The sequence below is a fragment of the Pontibacter sp. GD7 genome (assembly GCF_058216375.1).
In genome coordinates this window covers 37,080-60,777 of record NZ_JBYZMP010000005.1, presented here as the reverse complement: position 1 = coordinate 60,777, position 23,698 = coordinate 37,080, and the positions used below count along the sequence as shown (strand labels likewise).

General features: G+C 50.2%; 19 protein-coding genes. All 19 read left to right on the top strand.

All coding sequences use genetic code 11. From position 1 onward, the window contains the following. The first annotated feature begins 142 nt into the window (after positions 1-142). The 19 genes from AC4BAP_RS09370 to AC4BAP_RS09280 all read left to right on the top strand — a co-directional run bounded on the left by AC4BAP_RS09370 (position 143) and on the right by AC4BAP_RS09280 (position 23,694). Positions 143-577 (top strand): CBS domain-containing protein, encoded by a 435-nt coding sequence (locus AC4BAP_RS09370; protein ID WP_490582376.1) that lies wholly within the window; start codon positions 143-145, stop codon positions 575-577. 86 nt (positions 578-663) lie between these two features. After that, positions 664-1,095 carry an NADH-quinone oxidoreductase subunit A gene (locus AC4BAP_RS09365; RefSeq protein ID WP_490582375.1) on the top strand — a complete coding sequence of 144 codons (432 nt, stop codon included), beginning with the start codon at positions 664-666 and terminating at the stop codon, positions 1,093-1,095. Positions 1,096-1,304: 209 nt separating this feature from the next. After that, the gene (locus AC4BAP_RS09360) at positions 1,305-1,943 is read left to right on the top strand and encodes an NADH-quinone oxidoreductase subunit B (protein ID WP_490582374.1); all 639 of its coding nucleotides are present in this window, start codon (positions 1,305-1,307) and stop codon (positions 1,941-1,943) included. A 175-nt stretch (positions 1,944-2,118) separates the two neighbouring features. After that, positions 2,119-3,867 carry an NADH-quinone oxidoreductase subunit C/D gene (gene nuoC / locus AC4BAP_RS09355; RefSeq protein WP_490582373.1) on the top strand — a complete coding sequence of 583 codons (1,749 nt, stop codon included), beginning with the start codon at positions 2,119-2,121 and terminating at the stop codon, positions 3,865-3,867. Positions 3,868-4,083: 216 nt separating this feature from the next. Then, positions 4,084-4,554, top strand: a complete 471-nt coding sequence (gene nuoE / locus AC4BAP_RS09350; RefSeq protein WP_490582372.1) for an NADH-quinone oxidoreductase subunit NuoE — start codon at positions 4,084-4,086, stop codon at positions 4,552-4,554. Between the two features lie 17 nt (positions 4,555-4,571). Beyond that, positions 4,572-5,843, top strand: coding sequence for an NADH-quinone oxidoreductase subunit NuoF (nuoF, locus tag AC4BAP_RS09345; RefSeq protein WP_490582371.1), 1,272 nt, complete (start codon positions 4,572-4,574; stop codon positions 5,841-5,843). Further along, positions 5,831-8,578 carry an NADH-quinone oxidoreductase subunit NuoG gene (gene nuoG, locus AC4BAP_RS09340; protein WP_490582370.1) on the top strand — a complete coding sequence of 916 codons (2,748 nt, stop codon included), beginning with the start codon at positions 5,831-5,833 and terminating at the stop codon, positions 8,576-8,578. Before nuoF ends, nuoG begins: the two co-directional genes overlap by 13 nt. Further along, the gene (gene nuoH / locus AC4BAP_RS09335) at positions 8,548-9,510 is read left to right on the top strand and encodes an NADH-quinone oxidoreductase subunit NuoH (RefSeq protein WP_490582369.1); all 963 of its coding nucleotides are present in this window, start codon (positions 8,548-8,550) and stop codon (positions 9,508-9,510) included. Before nuoG ends, nuoH begins: the two co-directional genes overlap by 31 nt. A gap of 585 nt (positions 9,511-10,095) precedes the next feature. Beyond that, the gene (nuoI, locus tag AC4BAP_RS09330) at positions 10,096-10,611 is read left to right on the top strand and encodes an NADH-quinone oxidoreductase subunit NuoI (RefSeq protein ID WP_490582368.1); all 516 of its coding nucleotides are present in this window, start codon (positions 10,096-10,098) and stop codon (positions 10,609-10,611) included. Between the two features lie 4 nt (positions 10,612-10,615). Continuing rightward, complete coding sequence (gene nuoJ, locus AC4BAP_RS09325; RefSeq protein ID WP_490582367.1) at positions 10,616-11,146, top strand: NADH-quinone oxidoreductase subunit J; 531 nt, start codon at positions 10,616-10,618, stop codon at positions 11,144-11,146. Then, positions 11,143-11,451, top strand: coding sequence for an NADH-quinone oxidoreductase subunit NuoK (gene nuoK / locus AC4BAP_RS09320; protein WP_490582366.1), 309 nt, complete (start codon positions 11,143-11,145; stop codon positions 11,449-11,451). The genes nuoJ and nuoK overlap by 4 nt, the downstream gene beginning before the upstream one ends. A 4-nt stretch (positions 11,452-11,455) precedes the next feature. After that, positions 11,456-13,342 (top strand): NADH-quinone oxidoreductase subunit L, encoded by a 1,887-nt coding sequence (gene nuoL / locus AC4BAP_RS09315; RefSeq protein WP_490582365.1) that lies wholly within the window; start codon positions 11,456-11,458, stop codon positions 13,340-13,342. Next, positions 13,339-14,922 carry an NADH-quinone oxidoreductase subunit M gene (gene nuoM / locus AC4BAP_RS09310; RefSeq protein ID WP_490582364.1) on the top strand — a complete coding sequence of 528 codons (1,584 nt, stop codon included), beginning with the start codon at positions 13,339-13,341 and terminating at the stop codon, positions 14,920-14,922. Before nuoL ends, nuoM begins: the two co-directional genes overlap by 4 nt. Next, positions 14,909-16,363: an NADH-quinone oxidoreductase subunit N gene (locus tag AC4BAP_RS09305; RefSeq protein WP_490582363.1), complete on the top strand. Its 1,455-nt coding sequence runs from the start codon at positions 14,909-14,911 to the stop codon at positions 16,361-16,363. The genes nuoM and AC4BAP_RS09305 overlap by 14 nt, the downstream gene beginning before the upstream one ends. 202 nt (positions 16,364-16,565) lie before the next feature. Next, positions 16,566-17,951, top strand: coding sequence for an FAD-binding oxidoreductase (locus tag AC4BAP_RS09300; protein ID WP_490582362.1), 1,386 nt, complete (start codon positions 16,566-16,568; stop codon positions 17,949-17,951). 44 nt (positions 17,952-17,995) lie between these two features. Then, positions 17,996-18,280, top strand: coding sequence for a hypothetical protein (locus tag AC4BAP_RS09295; protein WP_490582361.1), 285 nt, complete (start codon positions 17,996-17,998; stop codon positions 18,278-18,280). Between the two features lie 238 nt (positions 18,281-18,518). Next, a complete protein-coding gene (gene dinB, locus AC4BAP_RS09290; RefSeq protein ID WP_490582651.1) occupies positions 18,519-19,565 on the top strand; it encodes a DNA polymerase IV in 1,047 nt (348 codons plus the stop codon). Between the two features lie 343 nt (positions 19,566-19,908). Further along, positions 19,909-22,410: a zinc-dependent metalloprotease gene (locus AC4BAP_RS09285; RefSeq protein WP_490582360.1), complete on the top strand. Its 2,502-nt coding sequence runs from the start codon at positions 19,909-19,911 to the stop codon at positions 22,408-22,410. Between the two features lie 192 nt (positions 22,411-22,602). After that, the gene (locus tag AC4BAP_RS09280; protein ID WP_490582359.1) at positions 22,603-23,694 is read left to right on the top strand and encodes a sensor histidine kinase; all 1,092 of its coding nucleotides are present in this window, start codon (positions 22,603-22,605) and stop codon (positions 23,692-23,694) included. Positions 23,695-23,698: the final 4 nt, after the last annotated feature.

The window sequence follows — 23,698 nt, the reverse complement described above, 5'->3', positions numbered from 1 at the left end:
CCCCTGAGGCTCTCTCACTTATAAATCTGGAGCACCAGGCATAAAAAAAGTATATTTTTATGATTTTATTGTCCTTTTTTAAAAACCATCCGTATAAAGGCAAAAATCCAATCTCTTACCCTTAAAATTTCAGGAGGTCAGCATGGGAACAGTCAGAAGTATCTTACAAGCTAAAGGAAACGCCATTTTTGCTGTTCATCCGGAGGATACTGTTTTCAGTGCGCTGGAGGAAATGGTTGAAAAAAACGTCGGTGCATTGATTGTGTTAGACGAGAATGACCAGTTTGTCGGCATTTTTACAGAGCGTGACTACGCACGCAAAGTGATCCTGAAAGGAAAGGCATCCAAAGAAACCCGCATTAAAGAGGTAATGACAGAACACCCGGTTTCGGTAACACCGGATACAACGCTGGAAGAATGCATGGGTTTGGTTACTCACAAGTACATACGTCATTTACCTGTCTTCGAAAAAGATAAGCTTGTAGGCCTGATCTCGATCGGTGACATTGTGAAGTATATCATAAATGAACAAAAGTTCATCATAGAGAACCTAGAGCATTACATTTCCGGCACCTGATGGCTAAAAGGGCTTTGCAGATCCGGGGGTGACTTACCTAAACGTTTGTATCACTTAAATGCCGCCGAAAGGTGGAGTGGTTGCGTATGCTTGCTTCTGAAGAAAACACTGTGGTCTTGTGGCCTTTGCTGGTGTATGGCGCTATAGTGCTGAGCCTGGTCGTCCTAATCATGGGGCTGTCATACATGCTAGGGCAGCACCATAACGAACGTGCCACCGGACAACCCTATGAAGGCGGTATCCTGAGCGCAGGTTCTGCCAGGCTACGCTTCTCATCCCAATTTTACCTGGTAGCCATGCTATTCGTCATTTTTGATGTGGAAACGGTATTTATTCTTGCCTGGGCCATCGCATTCAGAGATCTGGGCTGGTATGGCTATGTGGGCGTTGTGGTCTTCATTGCTCTCCTGATCGTCGTGCTTATCTACGAATGGAGAAACGGGGCACTCGACTTCGGACCTGACGGCAAAAAGATCTTAAAAGCATACAGGAAGTTGATTAATAAGCCTATTGAGTGAGTGGGCTGTAGTTCGTAGCACGACTTTAAAGGACTGATTGACAAAGTACTGTTTGACGATAGACTGCTTTAGATAAATAGAAGAATTAGTAGATAGTCGAAGTAACGATTTGAAAATAGTAGAGAGTGTAAACCTAACCCTACGAGGAGGGGCAATAAATTATACTTCGAATAACTAATAACGAACAACGAATAACTAACTACGACAATATGAAATGGTGGCTAAGTAAACCCGATGCACCCGCAAACACGGTGAAAGGGACAGGATCTTACGAGGAAGCTGTGCAGCAAAGCATCATGCTCACCACGGTGCAGGACCTGCTGGCCTGGGGCCGCAAGAACTCCATGTGGCCTTTCCATTTTGGCTTGTCGTGTTGCTTCGTAGAGATGGCCACCAGCATGACGCCCAAGTATGATGTGGCCCGCTTTGGTGCAGAAGTAATACGGGGCACACCCCGCGAGGCCGACGTGATGATCATTGCCGGAACGGTATTCATCAAAATGGCCCCAATCATAAAAAGGCTTCATGAGCAAATGATGGAGCCAAAGTGGGTTATCTCGATGGGCTCTTGTGCCAACAGTGGTGGCATGTATGATATCTACAGTGTGGTGCAGGGCGTTGACAAGTTCTTGCCAGTGGATGTATATGTGCCAGGCTGTCCTCCCCGACCCGATGCCTTTATGCACGGCCTGACGCTGCTGGCCGAAAGTGTGGGCAAAGAAAGAAGGCCGCTAAGCTGGGTAATTGGTGAGCAGGGTGTAGTAAAGCCGGAAAAAGTTGACGTGAAAGAACGCATGAAAGAAAGACGAGATTCCATGACGCACTTCAGGTCGCCGGATGAAGTTTAAATATAGTTAAGATTTAAAAGTTAAGTATAACAAACTCACTTTAAATAGTTTACAATTTCTATACTCGCTAATCGTGATACTTGATACGTGATTCGAGATACGAATAACGAGATACGAATAAAAAGTAGCATAAAATGATATAAGATAAACAGGCGTTCATTTTTCATTCCTCCTTATGGAAAATAATAGCAGTATTTTAGCTGAACTGCAAACCCGGTTCGGCGAAGACATATTTACGAACCAGGACACACGGGACGAGATTCTCACCCTCTGGTTGCCCGGCGACAAGCTGAAGGAAACCCTGCGTTTTCTGAAGACAGGCATACAGCAGCCTTTTAAAATGCTCTACGACCTGACTGCTATTGATGAACGCACCCACCAAAAGCGCAACGGAAGCCCCGCCGCTACCTTCACACTCGTTTACCACCTCTTCTCGTTCGAGCTCAACCGCTTTATCAGGCTGAAGGTGGCCCTTACCGATGAATTTCCGAAAGCGCCAAGTATAGCCGAACTGTGGGCCAATGCCAACTGGTACGAGCGTGAGATCTATGATATGTTCGGCATCAAGTTCGACGGGCACCCGCACCTGTCGCGCATACTAATGCCCCGCACCTGGGTTGGTCACCCGCTCCGCAAAGAGCATCCGGCCAGGGCCACAGAAATGGGACCTTTCCAGCTTTATGACGAAAAAGTTGACCTGGAACAGGCTGCACTACAATTTAAGCCCGAAGAATGGGGCCTGGAGCAGCAAAGCGCCGACAGTGACTTTATGTTTCTGAATATTGGCCCACAGCACCCGGGCACGCACGGCGTTTTGCGCATCATACTTCAGTTGGACGGCGAAGACATCGTGGATGCCATACCCGACATTGGTTTCCACCACAGGGGCGCTGAGAAAATGGGGGAACGCCAGACCTGGCATACTTACATACCCTACACCGACAGGGTAGATTACCTGGGCGGCGTGATGAACAACCTGGCCTACCTGCTGTCAGTAGAGAAACTGGCTGGCATTGAGGTACCTGACCGGGTAAAAGTGATCCGGGTAATGCTTTGCGAACTCTTCCGGATAGCCAGTCACCTGGTGTGGTATGGCACTTTTGCACAGGACCTTGGCCAGCTCTCCCCGGTATTCTACATGTTCTCTGACAGGGAAAAGATCTTCAATATTATAGAGGCTGTTTGCGGCGGCCGCATGCACCCCAACTGGTTTAGAATAGGCGGTGTGGCACAAGACCTACCAAAAGGCTGGGAAACACTGGTGCAGGACTTCATCAACTACTTCCCGAAACGCCTGCGCGAGTACGACAGCATGGTGATGAAGAACAGCCTATTCAAGGCTCGCACCGTGGGTATCGGCATTTTCACCTTAGAAGAGGCTATTGAATGGGGCGTAACAGGCCCGGGACTGAGAGCCTGCGGCATGGAGTGGGACTTCCGTAAAAAGCGGCCATACTCCGGCTACGAGATGTTCGATTTTGACATTCCTATTGCTGCCAACGGCGACTGTTACGACCGTGCCGTGGTTCGGGTAGAGGAAATGCGCCAGAGCCTTCGCATTATTGAGCAGTGCCTCAAAAACATGCCGGAAGGCCCTTACAAGGCTGACCATCCGCTTACCACCCCTCCTATCAAGAAAAACACCATGCACGATATCGAAACCCTGATCACACACTTTTTGGGTGTTAGTTGGGGTCCGGTTATACCTCCCGGCGAGGCCATGAGTTGCATCGAGGCCACCAAGGGAGCAAATGGCTATTACCTGACAAGCGACGGAAGTACATCGCCTTACCGCGTGCGCATCCGGACTCCATCGTTCCCGCACATGCAAATGCTGCCTTATATCAGCAGAGGCTACACAGTTGCCGACATGCTATCTATACTTGGGGCCATGGACTATGTGCTGGCAGATATTGACAGGTAAGCAATGAGTGATTGAGTGATTGAGTGAATTTTGAATGAGTGAATAACACGGTACATGGTGGCGCTATATCAAGTATGGCGCTGCTTGTACCACCAAACACAAGTAAGTTAAACTTGATAATAGACACATGAAAAGCCGATGTTCATTTATAAAATCATACTTCAGTCTTGTGTCTTAAGTCTAACGTCATGTGTCCAAAAATCTAACATTTGAACCATGGAAGCACTAACCGCAGAGGAAATACAGAAGATCGAGCACGAGATATCGCTGGTGCCGGTAAAAAAGGCAGCCTGCATCGAGGCGCTTAAAGTGGTGCAGCAGCAGCGTGGCTGGGTATCGGATGATACACTGAAAGCCGTTGCAGACCTGATGGACATGTCTCCGGCGGAACTGGACAGTGTGGCCACCTTCTATAACCTGATATTCCGGCAACCGGTGGGCAGGCACATGATACTTGTCTGTGACAGCATCAGTTGCTGGGTAGTAGGCTACGAAAATCTGCGGGAGTACTTAACTGCCAAACTTGGCATACAGTATGGGCAAACTACCCCCGACGGACGCTTTACCATGTTGCCGAATGTCTGCCTCGGCTGCTGCGACCGGGCCCCTGCCCTGATGATAGACAACGACCTGTACCAGGACCTGCAGCCCGAACAGCTTGACGCGATACTTAACAAATACGCCTAATCAAAAGCATGGCAACCATGGAAACACCCCTGACCCAACATATAGTAGCAGGCCGGCAGCCACTCAGCTTAAAAGAGTATGAGAAAGTGGGTGGCTACGAGTCGGTGCGCAAAACCCTGAAGCAGATGACACCCGCCGAAGTAACGGAGCTTGTAAAAGCATCTGACCTGAAGGGTCGTGGCGGTGCTGGCTTTAGCACAGGCATGAAATGGAGCTTTGTGCCGATGGATGTACCAGGGCCGAAATACCTGGTTGCCAACGCCGACGAGATGGAGCCGGGCACCTTTAAAGACCGCCTGCTGCTGGAAGGAAACCCGCACCAGTTGATCGAGGGAATGATCGTGGCATCCTATGCTATTCAGGCAAACATTTCATACGTTTTTCTGCGGTGGGCCTATAAACTGGCTGCCCACGAAATCACCAAAGCCATACAGGAAGCCTACGATGCTGGCTACCTCGGCGAAAATATACTTGGCACCGGCTTTAACCTGGACATGCACCTGCATACCGGCGTTGGCCGCTACATGTGCGGCGAAGAAACCGCCTTGCTCAACGCCCTGGAAGGCAAGCGGGCAAACCCTCGTGCAAAACCGCCATTCCCACAGGTAAGCGGTTTGTATGGCAGGCCAACTATTGTGAACAACGTGGAAACGCTTTGCTGCCTGCCCCACATCGTGAACAAAGGCGCGGAATGGTTTAAAGGCCTGAGCAGAAGCGAAGATGCCGGCACCAAGATGTACGGCGTAAGCGGCAGGGTTAAACGGCCCGGCGTCTGGGAATTGCCCATGGGCGTTACCGTGCGTGAACTGCTGGAAGAGTATGCCGGTGGTATGAAAGACGGCCTTCGTTTCAGGGGTTTGCTGCCTGGTGGCGCCTCCACGGATTTCCTGGTGGAAGATCACCTGGACGTAAAAATGGATTACGGCTCGGTGGCCAAAGTGGGTAGCCGCATGGGAACAGGTACCATGATCGTACTCGACGACAAAACCTGCCCGGTTGGATTTGTGCTAAACCTGCAGCATTTCTTTGCGCAGGAATCCTGCGGATTCTGCACGCCTTGCCGCGAGGGCCTGCCGTGGGTTGAGAAAGTACTAAGGGCCATGGAGCGCGGCGAAGGCAAACCCGAACACATGAACATCCTCGATTTTCATACAAAATATTTAGGCCCTGGCAATACCTTCTGCGCTTTGGCCCCCGGCGCAATGGAACCGCTGCAAAGCGCCTTAAAATACTTTAGAGAAGATTTTGAAAGGCATATCACCGAAAAAAAATGTCCATGGAAGAAGTAGCACCAAAGGTAACGATCTACATAGACGGCCACCCCTTTAAGGTAACGCCGGGCAAGAACCTGCTGGAGGCCTGCCTGGGCCTCGGCGAAGACCTGCCATACTTCTGCTGGCACCCGGCCATGGGCTCAGTAGGTGCCTGCAGGCAATGCGCTGTAAAGGTCTTCAAGGACGAGGATGACACCATCGGAAAACTAACCATGTCGTGTATGGAGCCGGTGCGGGAAGGCATGCGCATCTCCATCCAGAACCCGCAGGCCAAGGACTTCCGCAACCATGTAATTGGCTGGCTCATGACCAACCACCCACACGATTGCGCCGTGTGCGACGAGGGCGGCTCTTGCCACCTGCAGGACATGACTGTAATGACCGGCCACAACTACCGCAAGTATACCTTCGAAAAGCGCACCTACCGCAACCAGTACCTTGGGCCTTTTCTGAACCATGAGATGAACCGCTGCATACAGTGTTACCGCTGCGTGCGTTACTATAAAGACTATGCCGGCGGCAAGGACCTGGACGTATTTGCCGCACACAACCATTTATACTTTGGCCGCCATGAGGACGGCGTGCTGGAGAGCGAGTTCAGCGGTAACCTGGCCGAAGTGTGCCCAACCGGAGTTTTTACCGACAAGACTTTAAAAGAACATTATACCCGTAAATGGGACCTCACCACGGCGCCATCTGTTTGCCAGCATTGCAGCCTGGGCTGCAACACCATTGCCGGCGAACGGTACGACACCCTGCGCAACATTACCACACGCTACAACGGCCAGGTGAACGGCTACTTCCTCTGCGACAGGGGCCGCTTTGGCTATGAGTTCGTAAACAGTGCCAGCCGTATCCAGAAGCCTTTGGTCAGAAGCAAATTACCCGAATCTACCACCAAAGAGATAGCCCTGGAAGCAGCGGCAAAGCTAATGCAGTCGGGTAAAGTGATAGGCATTGGCTCACCACGGGCATCACTGGAGTCTAATTTTACACTTAAAACGCTGGTTGGCGATGACCACTTTTACCAGGGCGTATCGGAACCAGAGCATGATTTGGTTGAATTTAACCTGGAGGTACTGCAAACAACGGATGCGCATGTGCTGTCTTTGCGTGAGGTGGAGCACTGCGACGCTGTGATTATACTAGGCGAAGACCTTACCAACACTGCCCCCATGCTGGACCTGGCCGTAAGGCAGGCGGTAAGACAACAGCCCATGCAGGAAGAGGCGCCAAAGGCAAAAATCCCATTGTGGCAGGATGCAGCTGTTCGGGAACTGATTCAAGACAAAAAAGGACCACTATTTATAGCTACTTTCCAACCTACGAAACTGGATGAGATCGCCACTGAAACCTATAATGCCACACCTGCCGAAATTGCCCGACTTGGCTTTGTGGTGGCAAGTATAATTGCCGGTGAAGAGATAAGCGTGCATGATGTAAGCGATCAAACTGAACGCTTTGCCAGACAAATTGCACAGGCCTTGTTAGCAGCCCAAAAACCAGCTGTTATCTCCGGCACACACGGCGGCCGCGAAAGTATCATCAAAGCCGCCGCCAATATTGCCAATGCCCTCAAGGCAAAAGGCAAGGACGCGGGCATTATGCTAACTGCCCCCGAATGCAACAGCATGGGACTTGCCTTGTTGGGCGGGCACCGCTTAGAGTCTGCCTTTGATGCCATCGAAAACGGCTATGCGGATACCGTGATCATACTTGAAAATGACCTTTACCGCAGGGCTAGCGCCGCACAGGTAGACAAGTTTTTCGGAGCATGCAAACAGGTTCTGGTACTTGACTCGCTCCATAACAAAACAACAGAGCATGCGGATATTTTACTCGCTTCAGGTTCATTTGCTGAGTCGGATGGTACGCTGGTAAACAACGAAGGACGCGCCCAGCGCTTTTACCAGGTTTACCCTACCACCGAAGACATGCAGGAAAGCTGGCGCTGGCTCATGCAACTCGCCGACAAGGTGCAGCACCAGCACATGCGTGGCTGGAACAGTTTTGACGACCTGCTACCGGCAATGGTGGTGGCGCATGATTGCCTAAAAGGCGTGGAAGGGATAACCCCTCCTGCTGAATTCCGGATTGCCGGTCAGAAAATTCCTCGTGCCACCCACCGCTTCAGCGGCCGCACCGCCATGAACGCCGTGCATAATGTAAGCGAGCCTAAACCCGCCGAAGACCCCGACTCGCCGCTAAGCTTTACCATGGAGGGATACAGGGGGCAGGCACCATCTTCTATCATTCCGTTTTACTGGTCGCCGGGATGGAATTCGGTGCAAGCTATCAACAAATACCAACTGGAGATTGGTGGACCTTTACGAGGCGGTGACCCGGGTGCCAGGCTGATAAAACCATCCACGCAAAGCACGCATTACCACGAGGCCCCGGAGCATTTCCAGCCACTGGACGGACACCTGTTCCTGGTGCCGCTTTACCATACTTTCGGATCAGAAGAGCTAAGTGCCCACGCCAGGGGGATATTAGAGCGTACGCCAGAACCTTACGTGATGCTGAACAGCCACGACGCGCATGAGATGAAGCTGGCCGAAGGCGACTTATTGGCATTTAAGATCGAGGATCAGACATACCAGCTCCCTGTAAAAACGGGGTCATTTATAGCGCGTGGCGCTGCAGGCTTGCCTGTTGGCTTGCCCGGAATACCATTCTCGGCCTTGCCGGCATGGGGTATCTTAAACAGAGAAATATCATGGAAGAAGCAACATCAACCTATCTCCTGATCATTGGGGGCGTGCTCTTTGTGCTGCTGAACGTGGCGGCGGGCCTGATCTGGCTCGAAAGGCGCATGCTGGCACTCTGGCAGGACCGCTATGGTCCTAACCGGGCGGGGCCGTTTGGTTTATTCATTGTATTGGCAGATACATTAAAGCTGTTCTTCAAAGAAGACTGGATCCCGCCTTTCGCCGACAAGCCGGTATTCGTGATAGCACCGGCTATTGTAATGGCCTCGGTATTGATGGCCTTTGTGGTGATTCCGTTTGCACCTGGCATTGTGGTAGCCGACCTGAACATTGGTCTACTTTTTTTCCTGGCTGCCTCCTCTATGGGAGCTTATAGTATAATCCTGGGCGGATGGGCCTCTAATAACAAGTATAGTTTGCTCGGTGCCATGCGCGGTGCTGCGCAGATGATCTCATACGAAGTGTTCATGGGCCTGTCGCTGATGGGTGTGGTGCTGATGGCCGGCTCCTTTAACCTGAGTGAGATAGTAGAGGCACAGCGCGGCATGTGGTTTTTCCTGCCGCAACTGCTCGGCTTTATCATTTTCTTCATAGCTGGCATCGCCGAAACCCATCGTTTGCCCTTCGATATTCCGGAGGCCGAAAGTGAGCTGATCGCCGGTTTCCACTCGGAGTATTCAGGTATGAAGTTCGGCGTGTTCTTTATCGGGGAGTACCTGGGCATCACACTTATCTCCTGCATGGTGGTAACCTTATACTTTGGCGGCTGGCTGGGCCCCGATTTTCTGCCCCCCATCGTGTGGTTCATACTCAAGACATTCGCTTTCATCAGCCTATTTATACTACTGCGTGCCTCACTCCCACGCCCCCGCTATGACCAGTTAATGGAGTACGGCTGGAAGATACTACTACCGCTTACCCTGCTGAATTTGCTGGTTACTGGTGGCGTACTGTTGTGGCTGGAGCAATGATTTTTGAATGAGTGGGTGATTGAATTTTGAATGAGTGAATGAGTGAATGGATGGCCACTGCCCAACAGCTCTTTCGGATTTGCAATCCGAAAGTATAGTGACCGCGGATTTGTAATCCGCAATAGCAAAGGCAGTAGCGAACGACAAGCAGGCGAATTGCAAATCTGCGGTTAGCAGGGTGATGGGAAACGAATATATAACCACCCCTAACTCCTCCTTGTCTAAGGCGGGGAATACTCGAAGGTGTAATTCCCCTCCTCGGAGAGGTTAAGGGTAGGTTTACACCCTCGTAGGGACAGGTCGCGACATGTCCGCACAACGGCAGAAGCTATGAAAATGCCGGTTAATTAAAGTAACTACTAAAAGTCCCCCTTCGAAGGGGGCTGGGGGATGACAATCGTGTACAGAAAGCTCCCCGCCTTGGACAATCGAGAACGAGAGTTCGAAGATTGCGAGCGCAGCTCTGAGGGGGTTGGGGTGGTTGGACCCGGTAATGCGAAAGAACAGATAAAGATTAACACCGACCTCACAACGTCTTGCAGACCTGTGAGTGTCTCATAACAAACAAAAGAAAGGAGCAGGAATATGTTTAGTTTACTGCGTACCATGTGGCTCACGTTTTTACATGCTTTTCATAAGCGTGACACCGTGCAGTACCCCGAAGAGAAAAACTACCTTCCACCCCGTTGGCGTGGCCGTATCGTGCTCACCCGCGACCCGGATGGCGGAGAGCGCTGTGTGGCCTGTAACCTGTGTGCCGCCGCCTGTCCCGTGGATTGTATAGCCTTACAGGCCACCGAAGACCCGACCGGCAGGCGCTACCCGGAGTTTTTCCAGATAAACTTTTCGCGCTGCATCTTCTGCGGTTACTGCGAGGAAGCCTGCCCAACCTACGCCATCCAGCTCATCCCCGATTTTGAGATGGGAGAATATAACCGCCAGAACCTGGTATATGAAAAACCGGATCTACTCATAAACGGCGAAGGCAAATACCATGGCTACAACTATTACAAAGTGGCTGGTATGGCCATCGGCGGAAAAGACAAAGGCGAAGCCGAGAACGAGGCTCCGCCAGTAGACATCAAAAGCCTATTACCCTAACACTATGGAATTGACATTTTACATCGCGGCAGCAGTGGCTATACTTGCCACCATCATGGTCATTACCAGGTATAACATGATCCATGCCTTGCTATACCTGGTGGTTTCCTTTCTGGCCATTTCGGTGGTTTTCTTCACGCTTGGGGCTCCGTTTATGGCTGCACTCGAGATTATCATTTACGCCGGGGCCATCGTGGTGCTCATCATCTTCGTGATCATGATGCTGAACCTGAACCAGGATTCGATAAAATCTGAGAAAGAATGGCTAAAACCCCGCATCTGGATCGGTCCATCTATACTTTCACTGATATTACTGGCTGAACTGGCCTACATTTTCATGGGGGTAGAGGTACCCGAAACGCGCACGATCCCGGTGGATGCACGGCAGGTGGGCATTGCCCTTTTCGGGCCTTATGTACTGGGGGTTGAGTTGTGTGGCATGTTGCTGATGGCCGGAATCGTAGGTGCCTATCACCTGGGACGTCAGAAGAAAAAAGTTATTCACCGCTTTTTGGAAAAGGAGGCAGCATCATGAACGGAATTAGCCTGGAGGCCGGACTAATGTTGGCGGCCATACTTTTTATACTTGGCCTGATAAGCCTGCTCATCCGGCGCAACATCATCTTTATGCTCATTTCAGTGGAGATCATGCTGAACGCAGCCGGCCTGGCTTTCATAGTTGCCGGTATGCGCTGGGCACAGCCCGATGGGCAGATCATGTTCATTTTTATACTTACCATGGCAGCCGCAGAGGTATCGGTGGGCCTGGCGCTTATACTTCAGTTGTATCACCAGTTAAAAACCCTGGACAGCGACGCTGCCAGCAGGATGAGAGGATAACACTATGGAAAATCTGATCTGGTTAATTCCCGCACTGCCCTTTTTAGGCGCATTCCTGCTCATACTTATCGGCCTTAAAATGCCGCGTGCGCTGGTACCTGTAATCGGGGCTGGCAGCGTGGGCATCTCAGCACTGCTCACCATACTTGTAGGCATACAGTTTCTTTCTGAAGGAGCCACAGTTTACCAGCAACAAGTATGGCAGTGGTTCAGCATCGGGGGCTTTAGTCCCGGTATCGCTTTCCATGTAGATGCCCTTACAATGGTATTTATCTTCGTCATCACGTTTGTGGGTTTTCTCATTCATTTATACTCTGCAGAGTTTATGGCTGATGATGATGACTACTCTCGATTTTTTGCCAGCATGAACCTGTTTGTGTGCGCTATGCTGCTGCTGGTAATGGCCGACAACCTGGTGCTTTTATACTTGGGCTGGGAAGGCGTGGGACTATGCAGCTTCCTGCTGATCGGGTTTTGGTACCGGGAGCCTGCCAACGGCTACGCTGCCCGAAAAGCCTTCATCATCACGCGCATCGGCGACACGGCCATGGCCATTGGCTTATTCCTGCTGTTCCAGTATTTCGGTACTTTAAACATCCAGGAGATTCTTACCCAGGCACCGCAAACCTGGTCAGTGGGTTCGCAGACAGCCGTATTGGTGGCGCTGCTTTTGGTTGGTGGTGCTGTGGGTAAATCGGCTCAGTTGCCTTTGCAAACCTGGCTACCCGATGCTATGGCCGGACCCTCTCCGGTTAGTGCGCTCATACATGCGGCCACCATGGTTACGGCCGGGGTATACCTGATAGCCCGCACCTTTGTGCTGTTCGAACTTGCCCCGGTTGCGCAGTTCACGGTTGGTGCTCTTGGAGCTGCCACCTTGCTAATTGCCGGTTTCACAGCTCTTACCCAAAACGATCTAAAACGTGTACTTGCTTACTCCACCATCAGCCAGATCGGGTACATGTTCCTGGCCCTGGGCGTAGGTGCCTGGTCGGCGGCGGTGTTTCACTTTATGATTCACGCCTTCTTCAAAGCCTTGCTCTTCCTTGGTGCCGGCGCTGTTATTATGGCCCTGCACCACGAGCACGACATGTTTAAGATGGGTGGCCTGCGCCATAAAATGCCTGTTGTATTTTGGACCTTTCTGATAGGTTCTGCCTCTCTGGCCGCGGTGCCGCTTATCAGTGCGGGCTTCTACAGCAAAGACCAGATCCTGTGGCTGGGCTTGGCAAGTGACCAGGGCAACATCTTATTCTATATAGCGGCTTTGCTGGGTGCGTTTGTTACCTCCATTTATACTTTCCGGATGGTGTTCATCACCTTTTATGGCGAAGAAAAAACCCACATCAGTCACATGCCGGGGTTCTGGATGAATATGCCGCTGGTGGTGCTGGCCATACTTTCTGTGGTGGGTGGCTTTATCGAGCTTCCGCACAACTTCGCCCACTTCACGCTTTTCACCGATTTCCTGAGACCAGCCCTACCGGTTGTAGGCATTAACGAAAGCCTTGCTGCTGTAGAATGGATGTTCCAGTTGATTGCGGCACTGGTAGCGTTGTCGGGCATATACATCGCCTACCTGTTCTACCTTGAAAAGCCGCACCTGGCACAAAGCCTCGAACGGAATAAGACTGCCATGGCGCTGCACCGCTTCTGGTATTCAGGCTGGGGCTTCGATGACCTGTACAATGGCTTATTCGTGCGGCCGTACGTGTTCTTTTCCAGGCTGAACAGAAACGATGCAATTGATTTTATGTACACTGGTTTTGTCAATACGGCCCAATGGTTCAACAGAATCTTTAGCCGAACCCAAACCGGAATGCTGCGCACCTACATGATGGGCATGTTGGTAGGCGCACTGCTTATTGTAACCTTAAGTCTGCTGCTATGATACTACTCTGGATGATCGTGCTACTGATGGCAGGCGGTGTGCTTGCCTGGATCGCCGGTAGGGTAAACGATGCCCTGCCACGCTGGATCTCACTGTTGGCTATACTTGTAAACCTGAGCCTGGCAGTATGGATCTGGCTGCAGGAGCCTTCCGCCGCTCTAAGGGCAAAAGGAGCCTGGATCGCCAACCTCAGCATCCCCTGGATACCTGAGTGGGGCATTGGCTTTGACCTGGCGCTGGATGGCCTGAGCCTGCTGATGCTGCTGCTTACCTTCCTGTTAGGTGCTTTGGCAGTGCTGGTTTCCTGGAACGAGATCTACACCAAAGTGGGCTTTTTCCATTTTAACCTGCTCTGGGTTTTGGCCGGTATCACAGGCGTGTTCCTTACCATGGACCTGTTCCTGTTCTACTTCTTCTGGGAAGTAATGCTGATCCCGATGTATTTCCTGATCGGTATCTGGGGACACGAAAACCGGACCTACGCTGCCTATAAGTTCTTCATCTTTACGCAGGCCAGTGGGCTGCTCATGCTCCTGGCCATCCTTAGTTTATACTTTATACACGGCGCGCAAAGCGGTATTTATACTTTCAACTATTTTGAGCTGCTGGGTACCACCTTTTCCCCTGCTGTGGGCATGTGGCTGATGCTGGGTTTCCTGGCTGCTTTTCTGGTGAAGCTACCGGTGGTGCCCTTCCATTCGTGGTTGCCCGATGCGCACTCGCAGGCCCCGACAGCGGGTAGCGTTATACTTGCAGGCTTGCTCCTGAAAACCGGAGCATATGGCCTGTTGCGCTTTGTGTTGCCCTTGTTTCCCGAGGCGGCGCAAGCTTTTTCTTACTGGGCTATGCTGCTGGGTGTGATCGGAATCATCTACGGCGCCATACTTGCCTACTCCCAAACCGACCTCAAACGCCTGGTGGCCTATACTTCTGTAAGCCATATGGGCTTTGTAATTCTGGGTGTGTTTGCCTTTAACGAGCTGGCCTTGCAGGGTGTGGTGATGCAGATGATTACGCACGGACTAAGCACCGGGGCACTTTTCATACTGGCAGGCTTACTTTACGACCGCATCCATACCCGCAACATTGAGAAGATGGGTGGCTTTTGGGCAAATGCACCAAAAATGGGAGTTATCGCCCTGATATTTGTGATGGCCTCGCTGGGGCTTCCGGGGCTGGGCAACTTCATAGCTGAGTTTCTGACCCTGATCGGCAGCTGGCAAGCAAACAACTGGCTGACGGTGTTCGCGACGTTCGGGGTTGTGCTGGCCACAGCCTATTCGCTGCGCATCCTCAAAAAAGTTTTTTATGGTCCTAACCTCACCGACCATATCATCCATGACCTTACTGCCCGTGAAATGCTGATCATGGTACCGATGGTGCTATTGCTCCTGTGGCTTGGTCTGTACCCGCAAACCATCATAGACACGGCCAAGCCATCCATCGACGAACAGTTGCAGGCCTATACTAATGTACCCGAGGATAAAACCATTTCGTTGGAGCAACGCCCACAGATATTACAACCTGTAGATACCCTTTCTCAATTAAAAACCCAAGGAGGCACTTATGGTCTTAAATGATTTTCTACACCTGATGCCGTTGCTCATACTTGTAATGGCATCTCTGATAACCATGCTGGTGATTGCGGTAAAACGCTATCACAAGATCATTTACATCATCACGCTACTGTCGCTGATTGCTGCATTTACCTCTTTGTTTGAGATAGACGTCCCGGAGCCGTACCACATAAGCCCAATGTTTGTAGTGGATGGTTTCGCTTTGTTTTACATCGGCATGATACTTCTCTCCTCGCTGTTTGTGGCTATGTTGGCTTATGCATACTTTGAGCAGCGCGAAGAGCGGAAAGAGGAATATTACATCTTGCACATTCTAGCCACGCTGGGTGCCTGCGTCTTGGTCATCAGCAAGCATTTTGCCGGGCTGTTTCTTGGCCTGGAGGTTCTAAGCGTTTCACTGTATGGATTGGTGGCCTACCTGCGTGCCCGCGAACGCTCCGACGAGGCTGGTATAAAGTACCTGATTATGGCAGCTATGTCCTCAGCGTTTCTCTTGTTTGGGATGGCCTTGATCTATGCCATGTCCGGATCGATGGGATTTTACGAGATCGGGTTATACTTATCCGTTTCACAACAGGTGCCGCTAATCATGATCGTAGGCTTCGGGATGATGATCGTGGGAGTGGGCTTTAAGCTGGGCGTAGTACCCTTCCATATGTGGACACCCGATGTGTATGAAGGCGCACCGGCCCCGGTTACTGCATTTATCGCCACTGTCTCCAAGGGCGGTATGGTAGCCTTGCTTATTCGTTTCTTTATCCAGACAAAAGGATTCAATTACCCTACCCTTGTCCTGATCTTTACTATCATTGCCATTGCATCCATGTTTGTAGGCAATATACTGGCACTGTTACAAAACAATGTTAAACGGATACTTGCCTACTCGTCTATTGCGCACCTGGGGTATATACTCGTGGCTTTTCTGGCTGGCAATGTGCTGGGTGTCGAGGCCGTTACTTTTTACCTGGTAGCCTATTTCATTACCAGTCTGGGGGCTTTCGGCATTATCACCTTATTGTCTGATGAAGAGCGTGACGCAGAGCGGATAGAAGATTACAGAGGCTTGCTCTGGCGTCGTCCGTGGACGGCGGCGGCGTTTACGGCTATGCTGCTTTCCCTGGCTGGCATACCCTTAACGGCGGGTTTTGTAGGCAAATTTTATATTCTGGCTGCAGGCGTGCGCACCGAGCTATGGCTTCTTGTGATAGTGCTGGCGCTAAACAGCGTGATCGGCTTATACTATTACATCCGGGTCATCGCGGTTATGTTTTACCAGACCAATACCGGTCGTGAGCGACAGGCACTGCATCCCTCGGCTTACCTGGTCAGTGGTTTTGCCATTGCCCTGCTGGCCATACTTCTGGTGTATGTGGGGGTATTCCCTTCCGGCCTGATGCAGATGATCCAAAGCCTTATTTTGTCCGTTAACGCACCTGCACTGTAAAGTACAGCTCTGATAACCAAGCTAAACCACAGGCATTATTCCGTAAGAGTCTTTCCCTAATATGGATTGGGTGCGTATACTTAAAATAAAGCATTACACTTTAAACTAGGTAAGATAGCACCAGACCTACTGCATTTCGCTGTATTGAAGTCCCCACCCTGCTCAACACCTGGTGTTCCTTATCCGAAAGGAGGCTACTACGATGGAAGAAAGCACAGTGAAAGAGCTAAAGGAAGACCTGCTGGGCAGGCTCATTCAACCCAACGACAAGGATTACGAAGAGGTACGGAAAGTATACAACGCCATGATAGACAAGCACCCGAGCCTGATTGCCAGGTGTGAGGATGTAGCGGATGTGGTGGCTGGCGTGAACTATGCCCGTGAAAATAATATGCTGGTGGCCATACGCGGCGGCGGCCATAATGCTGCCGGCCTGGGCAGCTGCGACGGTGGACTCGTGATAGACCTTACCCTGATGAACAGCGTGCGGGTAGACCCTGAGCGCAGGACCGCACGCGTGGAGGGAGGTTGTACCTGGCATAAAGTAGACCATGCCACCCATGCATTTGACCTGGCCGTACCGAGCGGCATTATTTCCTCCACGGGTGTGGCCGGTCTTACCCTTGGTGGAGGCATAGGGCACCTGAGCCGCAGGTTTGGCCTTACAATAGATAACTTGCTGGAAGCAGACATGGTGCTGGCAGACGGTAGTTTCGTTAAGGTAAACGAGGAGGAAAACCCGGACCTGTTCTGGGCCATACGCGGTGGCGGTGGAAATTTTGGCGTGGTTACGTCTTTCCTTTTCAAACTACACTCCGTAGGCACCGATTTTGGCGGACCAATGCTATGGGAAATGGACAAAGCCAAAGATGTCATGCAATGGTACCGCGATTTTATACTTACAGCCCCCAAAGAGATAAACGGCTTCTTTGCTTTTTTACAAATTCCGCCAGTTGAGCCCTTCCCTGCTGTGCATCACAATAAAATAATGGCTGGAGTAGTATGGTGCTATACCGGACCGATGGAACAAGCTGCCGAAATGTTCAAGGAAATTAAGAAGCAGCTACCAACACCCGCCATCGATATGGCAGGCCCAATACCTCACCCAGCGCTGCAAAGTATGTTTGATGCTTTTTACCCGCCTGGCTTGCAATGGTACTGGAAAGCTGATTTTGTGGAAGAGATAAGTGACGAAGCCATTGACCTGCATATAAAGCACGCCAAAGCTCTTCCCTCTATGGCTTCATCCATGCACCTATACCCGATAAACGGGGCTGTACACGATGTTTCGGAAGACGCCACTGCATGGAGCTACCGTGATGCTAACTGGGCCGAAGTAATTGTTGGAGTCGACCCGGACCCGGCAAATAAGCAAATCATAACCGATTGGGCCCGCGATTATTACGATGCCTTGCACCCGTTCTGCCTCGAAGGGGCATATGTCAATTTTATGATGGAAGAGGGTGATGAGCGCATCCGGGCAACTTACCGGGACAATTATGAAAAACTGGAGCAGATCAAATCCAAGTATGACCCGGAAAACCTGTTCAGGGTAAACCAGAATATAAAGCCTGCCGCCAGCGAGTAGCAGCGAAATAACTAAAATTAAATCTCAACTAATATAAAACCACCATGGGATACCTCTTGATCAGACACGAAGTAAATGATTTTGACAAATGGAAAATGGTTTATGACGACCATAAAACTGCTCGTGATAAAGCAGGCCTAAGTGAATTATACCTGTTTCAGAATAAGTATAACCATAACGAAGTGGTGATTCTCTTTGAAACCGAAAACGACCACAGGGCACAGGACTTTATAGAAACCGAGGACCTGAAGAAAGCCATGGAACGCGCTGGAGTAGTTGGTGAACCAGAGATCAGGATGCTGGAAGGCGTATCGGCGCATGTTAGTTAGTAGCCAAGGTTGATATTGTTCCTTAAAACCAGCGCCCCAAGACCCCTTGTATTCTAAAATATTGTCTGGTTTTGCTTAATTAACCCACTTAGGGCTTTTGTGATACTTATATTACTCAGTATATTTGTATTAATTGAAAGTATTTTAGTATGGGGTGCCAGATAATAAGAGTTTGGCGCCGTTTTCATCTTTCTTATCTCCTTTGTCAGCACCTCTCCGCAAGATAATCCACATCGACATGGACGCTTTTTTTGCGTCGGTGGAGCAGCGCGATAACCCGGAGCTGCGCGGAAAACCTGTGGCCGTGGGTGGCTCCAGGGCAAGAGGTGTGGTGGCTGCTGCTAGTTACGAGGCCCGCAAGTATGGCGTACACTCTGCGCTGGCCTCTAAAATCGCTGCCCAGCGTTGTCCGCATTTGATCTTTGTGAAAGCCAGGTTTGAAGTATACAGTGCCGTGTCGAGGCAGATACGCGCTATTTTCCATGAGTATACCGATCTGGTAGAACCGCTCTCCCTGGACGAGGCCTACCTGGATGTTACAGAAAACAAAATTGATATGCCCTCTGCCACTATTATCGCGCAGGAGATAAGGAAAAGGATCTTTGAAGAAACCGGGCTTACTGCCTCAGCGGGTGTCTCATTTAACAAGTTCCTGGCCAAGACTGCTTCTGATATTAACAAACCCAACGGATTTACCCTTATTACCCCCGACAAAGCTGAAGAGCTGGTGGCTGGTCTGGCAATAGAGAAGTTTCATGGCATTGGAAAGGTAACGGCTGCCAAAATGCAAAGTATGGGCATACTTACAGGAGCCGACCTGCGCGATCGCAGCGAAGATGAACTCGTGCGCAACTTTGGCAAGGTTGGCCGCTATTACTACCGCATTGCCCGCGCTCAGGACAACCGTGAGGTGCAGCCACACCGTATCAGGAAGTCCATTGGCTCAGAGCGTACGTTTGATATTGACCTGGTAGAAGAGCATGACATGCTGGTGCAGATAGACAGGCTGTGCAAAGAAGTTGCCGATGACATGGAGCGTTTAAAAGCAACTGCTAAAACCGTAACCCTCAAGATCAAATACTTCGATTTTACCATTAACACCCGCAGCAAAACATTCCTGAGTGAGTTCAACAGCGCAGATGCCATTTATACTATTGCACGCGACCTGCTGCGTACTCCCCAACTTCCCCTTTACCCTGTCCGGTTACTGGGCGTTTCGGTCAGCAGCCTGCTCTACCAGCACGATAGGTTACAGGAGGGGTATCAGCTAACACTAGAATTCTGATCAGGATTTACAGAATTTTTTTTTGAGCAGTACCGGGTCCAACCACCCCTAACCCCTCTCCCGAAACAAGTCCGGGATCTTCGACTTGTTTCGGGAGAGGGGTTAGGGGTGGTTGGACCCGGTATTGCAAAACTTTCTAACTTCCAAACTCTCCAACTCTTCTGACGCTCGCAGGAGCTGCGCACGCTGCGAGGTCTTCTTACTTACTTTAAATACTGATTAAACCATTTCTTATAAGACTAGTCTTAACAAAAGCTGCTACATGGTTAAATGTTGCAACTTTTATTTCATACATTACCGCTAACTAATTCTAAAAAACCTTTATCTAACCAATCACCTTAGCATGAGTAAAAAATTACGTTTTGCTCCGGTTGTGGCTTTAATGCTGGCTGGTGCAGCTGTTGCGCCATCGGCTTATGCCCAAAAGAGCAAGAAAAAGAAAAACGCAAAGCAGGAAGTAACCGCCCCTGCCCCAACCCAGGCACCTAAGAGAGACGATGGCAAGCCAAAGCCTTATAGTGAGGTTATTACCGCAAAAGCCCTGACCGACGATGGCCTGTTTAAGGTGCACAAAATTGATGAAAAGTATCTTTACGAGATTCCTGATTCGCTGCTGAACCGCGACATGCTGATGGTGACCCGTATTGCCAAAACGGCACACAACATTGGCTATGGCGGTGAGGAACTGAACACGCAGGTATTGCGCTGGGAACGCAAAGGCAATAACATACTACTGCGCGTAGTGTCTTACGAGAACGTGGCCGCCGACTCGCTGGAAATATACCACTCTGTACAAAACTCAAACCTATCCCCTGTTATCAACGCTTTCGACATCAAGGCTTTCGGAAAGGGCACACAGGTAATCGACGTGACGGATTTCTTCTCAAAGGATATCACGGCACTTGGTCTTGACAAACGCAGACGCGAGCAGTATAAAGTGCGCAAACTGGACGACAAGCGTTCATTTATCGAAAGTGTAAAGAGTTTCCCGATAAACGTAGAGGCGCGTTCGCTGATGACCTACGAGGCCACGGATGCACCATCTAACTCAAGCACGGGTACAATCACGCTGGAGTTGAACCACTCTATGCTGTTGCTGCCAGCCAAACCAATGCCTGCCCGTGCCTTCGACCAGCGTGTTGGTTTCTTTACTATCAGCCAGACCGACTACGGTACCGATGAGCAGCGTGCAGCTAAGCGTCGTTACATTGTGCGCTGGAGGTTAGAGCCGAAAGACGAGGCAGCCTATGCTCGTGGCGAACTGGTGGAGCCTAAAAAACCGATCATGTATTACATTGACCCAGCCACCCCGATGAAGTGGCGTCCATACTTAAAGCAGGGCGTGGAGGATTGGAACAAAGCCTTTGAGGCGGCTGGCTTCAAGAATGCCATCATTGCCAAAGACCCTCCTTCATTTGAGGAAGACCCGGAGTTCAGCACTGAAGATGCACGTTACTCAGTTATCCGTTATTTCTCTTCAGAAACACAGAACGCATACGGCCCTAACGTGCACGACCCACGCTCAGGCGAGATCCTGGAGAGCCATATTGGCTGGTACCACAACGTAATGAACCTGCTGCGCAACTGGTACTTCATCCAGACGGCTGCCGTTAATCCGGATGCCCGTGGTGTGCAGTTTAAGGATGAGGTAATGGGTGAACTGATCCGTTTTGTGTCGGCACACGAGGTTGGCCATACCTTGGGCTTACCGCACAACATGGGTTCTAGTGCTGCCTACCCGGTAGAGAAGCTCCGCGATCCGAAATTCACGAAGGAAATGGGAACCGCTCCATCCATCATGGACTATGCCCGTTTCAACTACGTGGCACAGCCAGAGGATAAAGGTGTGGCGCTGATGCCAGGCATTGGTATCTATGACAAGCATTCCGTGAAGTGGGGCTATACTTACTTCCCAGAGAAGCAAGGCCATGACAACGTAGAGAAGCTGAGCAGTTGGGTACGCGCACACGAAAATGACCCGATGTACCGCTTCGGCCGTCAGCAATTCGGCGTGATTGACCCGTCTTCGCAGACAGAGGACTTAGGCGACGACGCCATGTTGGCCAGCCACTACGGTATCAAAAACCTGAAGCGCGTGATGCCAAACCTGATCGAGTGGACGAAAGAGGATAACAAGAACTATACTGACCTGCAGGAAATGTACGGACAGGTATTAGGCCAGTGGAACCGTTATATGGGACACGTTACTGCCAATATTGGCGGCGTGTACGAAAACTACAAGACCTACGACCAAAAAGGTGATGTGTACTCTTATGTACCGAAAGAGAAGCAGAAACGTGCCCTTAAGTTCCTGAATGAGCAAAGCTTTGCCACTCCTACCTGGATGCTGGACGAAAATATCCTGCGCAAAATTGAGTCGGCGGGTACAGTAGAGCGTGTGCGTGCTGCACAGACTGGTGTACTGAACAATGTGTTGGATGCTGGCAGAATGGCCCGACTAATTGAAGCCCAGGCAAGATTAGGCAACAACACCTATACTTTAACGGAGATGATGGCTGACCTGCGCGGTGGCATCTGGTCTGAGTTAAGTGCCGGTAAGTCGATCGACACCTACCGCAGAAACCTGCAGCGTGGTTACCTGGAACGTATGGAATACCTGATGATTGATCAGGAGAAAGCATCTAATGCAGCCAACCGTACAAGCAGAGGTGGCACACAAGTAGATGTGGCCCAGTCGGATATTCGTCCTGTGGTGCGTGGCGAACTGTTAGCCCTGAGAAGTCAGATCAGAGCCTCGCTTCCGAAAGCAACCGATACCATGACAAAGTATCACCTGCAGGATGCGCTTGTAAGAATTGAGAATATTCTGAATCCGAAAGGTTAAGTTTACCTCCCCCTGGCCCCCTCCTAAGAACAGGAGGGGGTTGGTAAGTCTAATAACTTTTGAGAAAGTTCAAACCGCCTCAGCCATACTTTGGTTGGGGCGGTTTTGTTTTATAATTCCGTTTCACCACACCGTTACCCGCTTACACCCCATTTATTTTTTGCTTTGACTTTGATTGGGTTCCTTTGAATCATGGGGAATAAACAAATCAGTCTAAGGACAAAGCACAACCTTAACTTAAGCTTTTGGCAGCAGTGGCTCATCCATGGCTTTGTGCTGTGGCTCATATTTACTGCTTATGATCTGTTCGCCTACTGGGCAACAATACAGCGAGATGGCTATTTCCTTTTCTATGAAGATGGTTCTCCTGTTACTGTTTGGCAGCGTTTTCTGATGCATACTTTTGAAGACCTGCTCTGGCTTGGTGTTTTGTTAGCAGCCTACTTTATTGAGGGAGCCTACCACTTAGTGTTTAGAAAGCTCAGCAAGCGCTACATTACAATTGGGATTATACTTGCGGCGGGTTGCTTCCTGTTTTTCGCTTTGGACGCTTATGAAACAGCAACAAAAGGCGGAGATGTTATAAACAGACTGATGGGCTTAATGTATATAGTAATTTTTACTTCTATTTATGCATTCATCTATGCCATTATCCGAGACTATATCTACAGAAGGGTTTACAATGCAGAACAAGTTTCTGAACAGTCGCAGGCAGAGTTAAACATATTAAAAGCACAGGTAAACCCCCACTTCTTTTTCAACACGCTTAACAGCATCTACGGTACAGCCCTAGAGGAAAATGCACCACGAACTGCCGATAGCATTGAAGAGCTTTCGAATATCATGCGCTATACCATGAATGAAGCGCAACATGATTTCACCGTTGTAACCAATGAAATAAAGTTTATAGAAGATTACCTGCACCTGCAGCAACTGCGCCTACCTGACCGCAAAAACATTATTATCAAAGATGAAATCAACTATGACAGTAAGCCGGCCACCATTGCTCCTATGCTGCTCATCCCGTTCATCGAAAATGCCTTTAAGTATGGTATCAGCATAGACCAAAACTGCTGGGTACAAATTAAACTTGATATTAAGGACCATCAGCTACATCTGCTTGTAAGCAATAAAATTTTAAAGAATAACCACCATTCGCAAAGTATGGGCACGGGCATAGAAAACACCAAGAAACGTTTACAACTGCTCTACCCTCAAAAGCACCAACTGCATATTGCTCAAAACGATGAATTTAAAGTTGATTTGAAAATCAACTTGAGGTAGGGAG

What these genes read in the sequence shown, in the direction of transcription:
- AC4BAP_RS09285 (WP_490582360.1), top strand. Translation starts at nt 19,909, where the DNA reads ATGAGTAAAAAATTACGTTTTGCTCCGGTTGTGGCTTTAATGCTGGCT.
- dinB (WP_490582651.1), top strand. Translation starts at nt 18,519, where the DNA reads ATGGACGCTTTTTTTGCGTCGGTGGAGCAGCGCGATAACCCGGAGCTG.
- nuoE (WP_490582372.1), top strand. Translation starts at nt 4,084, where the DNA reads ATGGAAGCACTAACCGCAGAGGAAATACAGAAGATCGAGCACGAGATA.
- AC4BAP_RS09300 (WP_490582362.1), top strand. Translation starts at nt 16,566, where the DNA reads ATGGAAGAAAGCACAGTGAAAGAGCTAAAGGAAGACCTGCTGGGCAGG.
- AC4BAP_RS09295 (WP_490582361.1), top strand. Translation starts at nt 17,996, where the DNA reads ATGGGATACCTCTTGATCAGACACGAAGTAAATGATTTTGACAAATGG.
- nuoK (WP_490582366.1), top strand. Translation starts at nt 11,143, where the DNA reads ATGAACGGAATTAGCCTGGAGGCCGGACTAATGTTGGCGGCCATACTT.
- nuoG (WP_490582370.1), top strand. Translation starts at nt 5,831, where the DNA reads ATGGAAGAAGTAGCACCAAAGGTAACGATCTACATAGACGGCCACCCC.
- nuoM (WP_490582364.1), top strand. Translation starts at nt 13,339, where the DNA reads ATGATACTACTCTGGATGATCGTGCTACTGATGGCAGGCGGTGTGCTT.
- nuoI (WP_490582368.1), top strand. Translation starts at nt 10,096, where the DNA reads ATGTTTAGTTTACTGCGTACCATGTGGCTCACGTTTTTACATGCTTTT.
- AC4BAP_RS09370 (WP_490582376.1), top strand. Translation starts at nt 143, where the DNA reads ATGGGAACAGTCAGAAGTATCTTACAAGCTAAAGGAAACGCCATTTTT.
- AC4BAP_RS09280 (WP_490582359.1), top strand. Translation starts at nt 22,603, where the DNA reads ATGGGGAATAAACAAATCAGTCTAAGGACAAAGCACAACCTTAACTTA.
- AC4BAP_RS09305 (WP_490582363.1), top strand. Translation starts at nt 14,909, where the DNA reads ATGGTCTTAAATGATTTTCTACACCTGATGCCGTTGCTCATACTTGTA.
- AC4BAP_RS09360 (WP_490582374.1), top strand. Translation starts at nt 1,305, where the DNA reads ATGAAATGGTGGCTAAGTAAACCCGATGCACCCGCAAACACGGTGAAA.
- nuoH (WP_490582369.1), top strand. Translation starts at nt 8,548, where the DNA reads ATGGAAGAAGCAACATCAACCTATCTCCTGATCATTGGGGGCGTGCTC.
- AC4BAP_RS09365 (WP_490582375.1), top strand. Translation starts at nt 664, where the DNA reads ATGCTTGCTTCTGAAGAAAACACTGTGGTCTTGTGGCCTTTGCTGGTG.
- nuoF (WP_490582371.1), top strand. Translation starts at nt 4,572, where the DNA reads ATGGAAACACCCCTGACCCAACATATAGTAGCAGGCCGGCAGCCACTC.
- nuoL (WP_490582365.1), top strand. Translation starts at nt 11,456, where the DNA reads ATGGAAAATCTGATCTGGTTAATTCCCGCACTGCCCTTTTTAGGCGCA.
- nuoC (WP_490582373.1), top strand. Translation starts at nt 2,119, where the DNA reads ATGGAAAATAATAGCAGTATTTTAGCTGAACTGCAAACCCGGTTCGGC.
- nuoJ (WP_490582367.1), top strand. Translation starts at nt 10,616, where the DNA reads ATGGAATTGACATTTTACATCGCGGCAGCAGTGGCTATACTTGCCACC.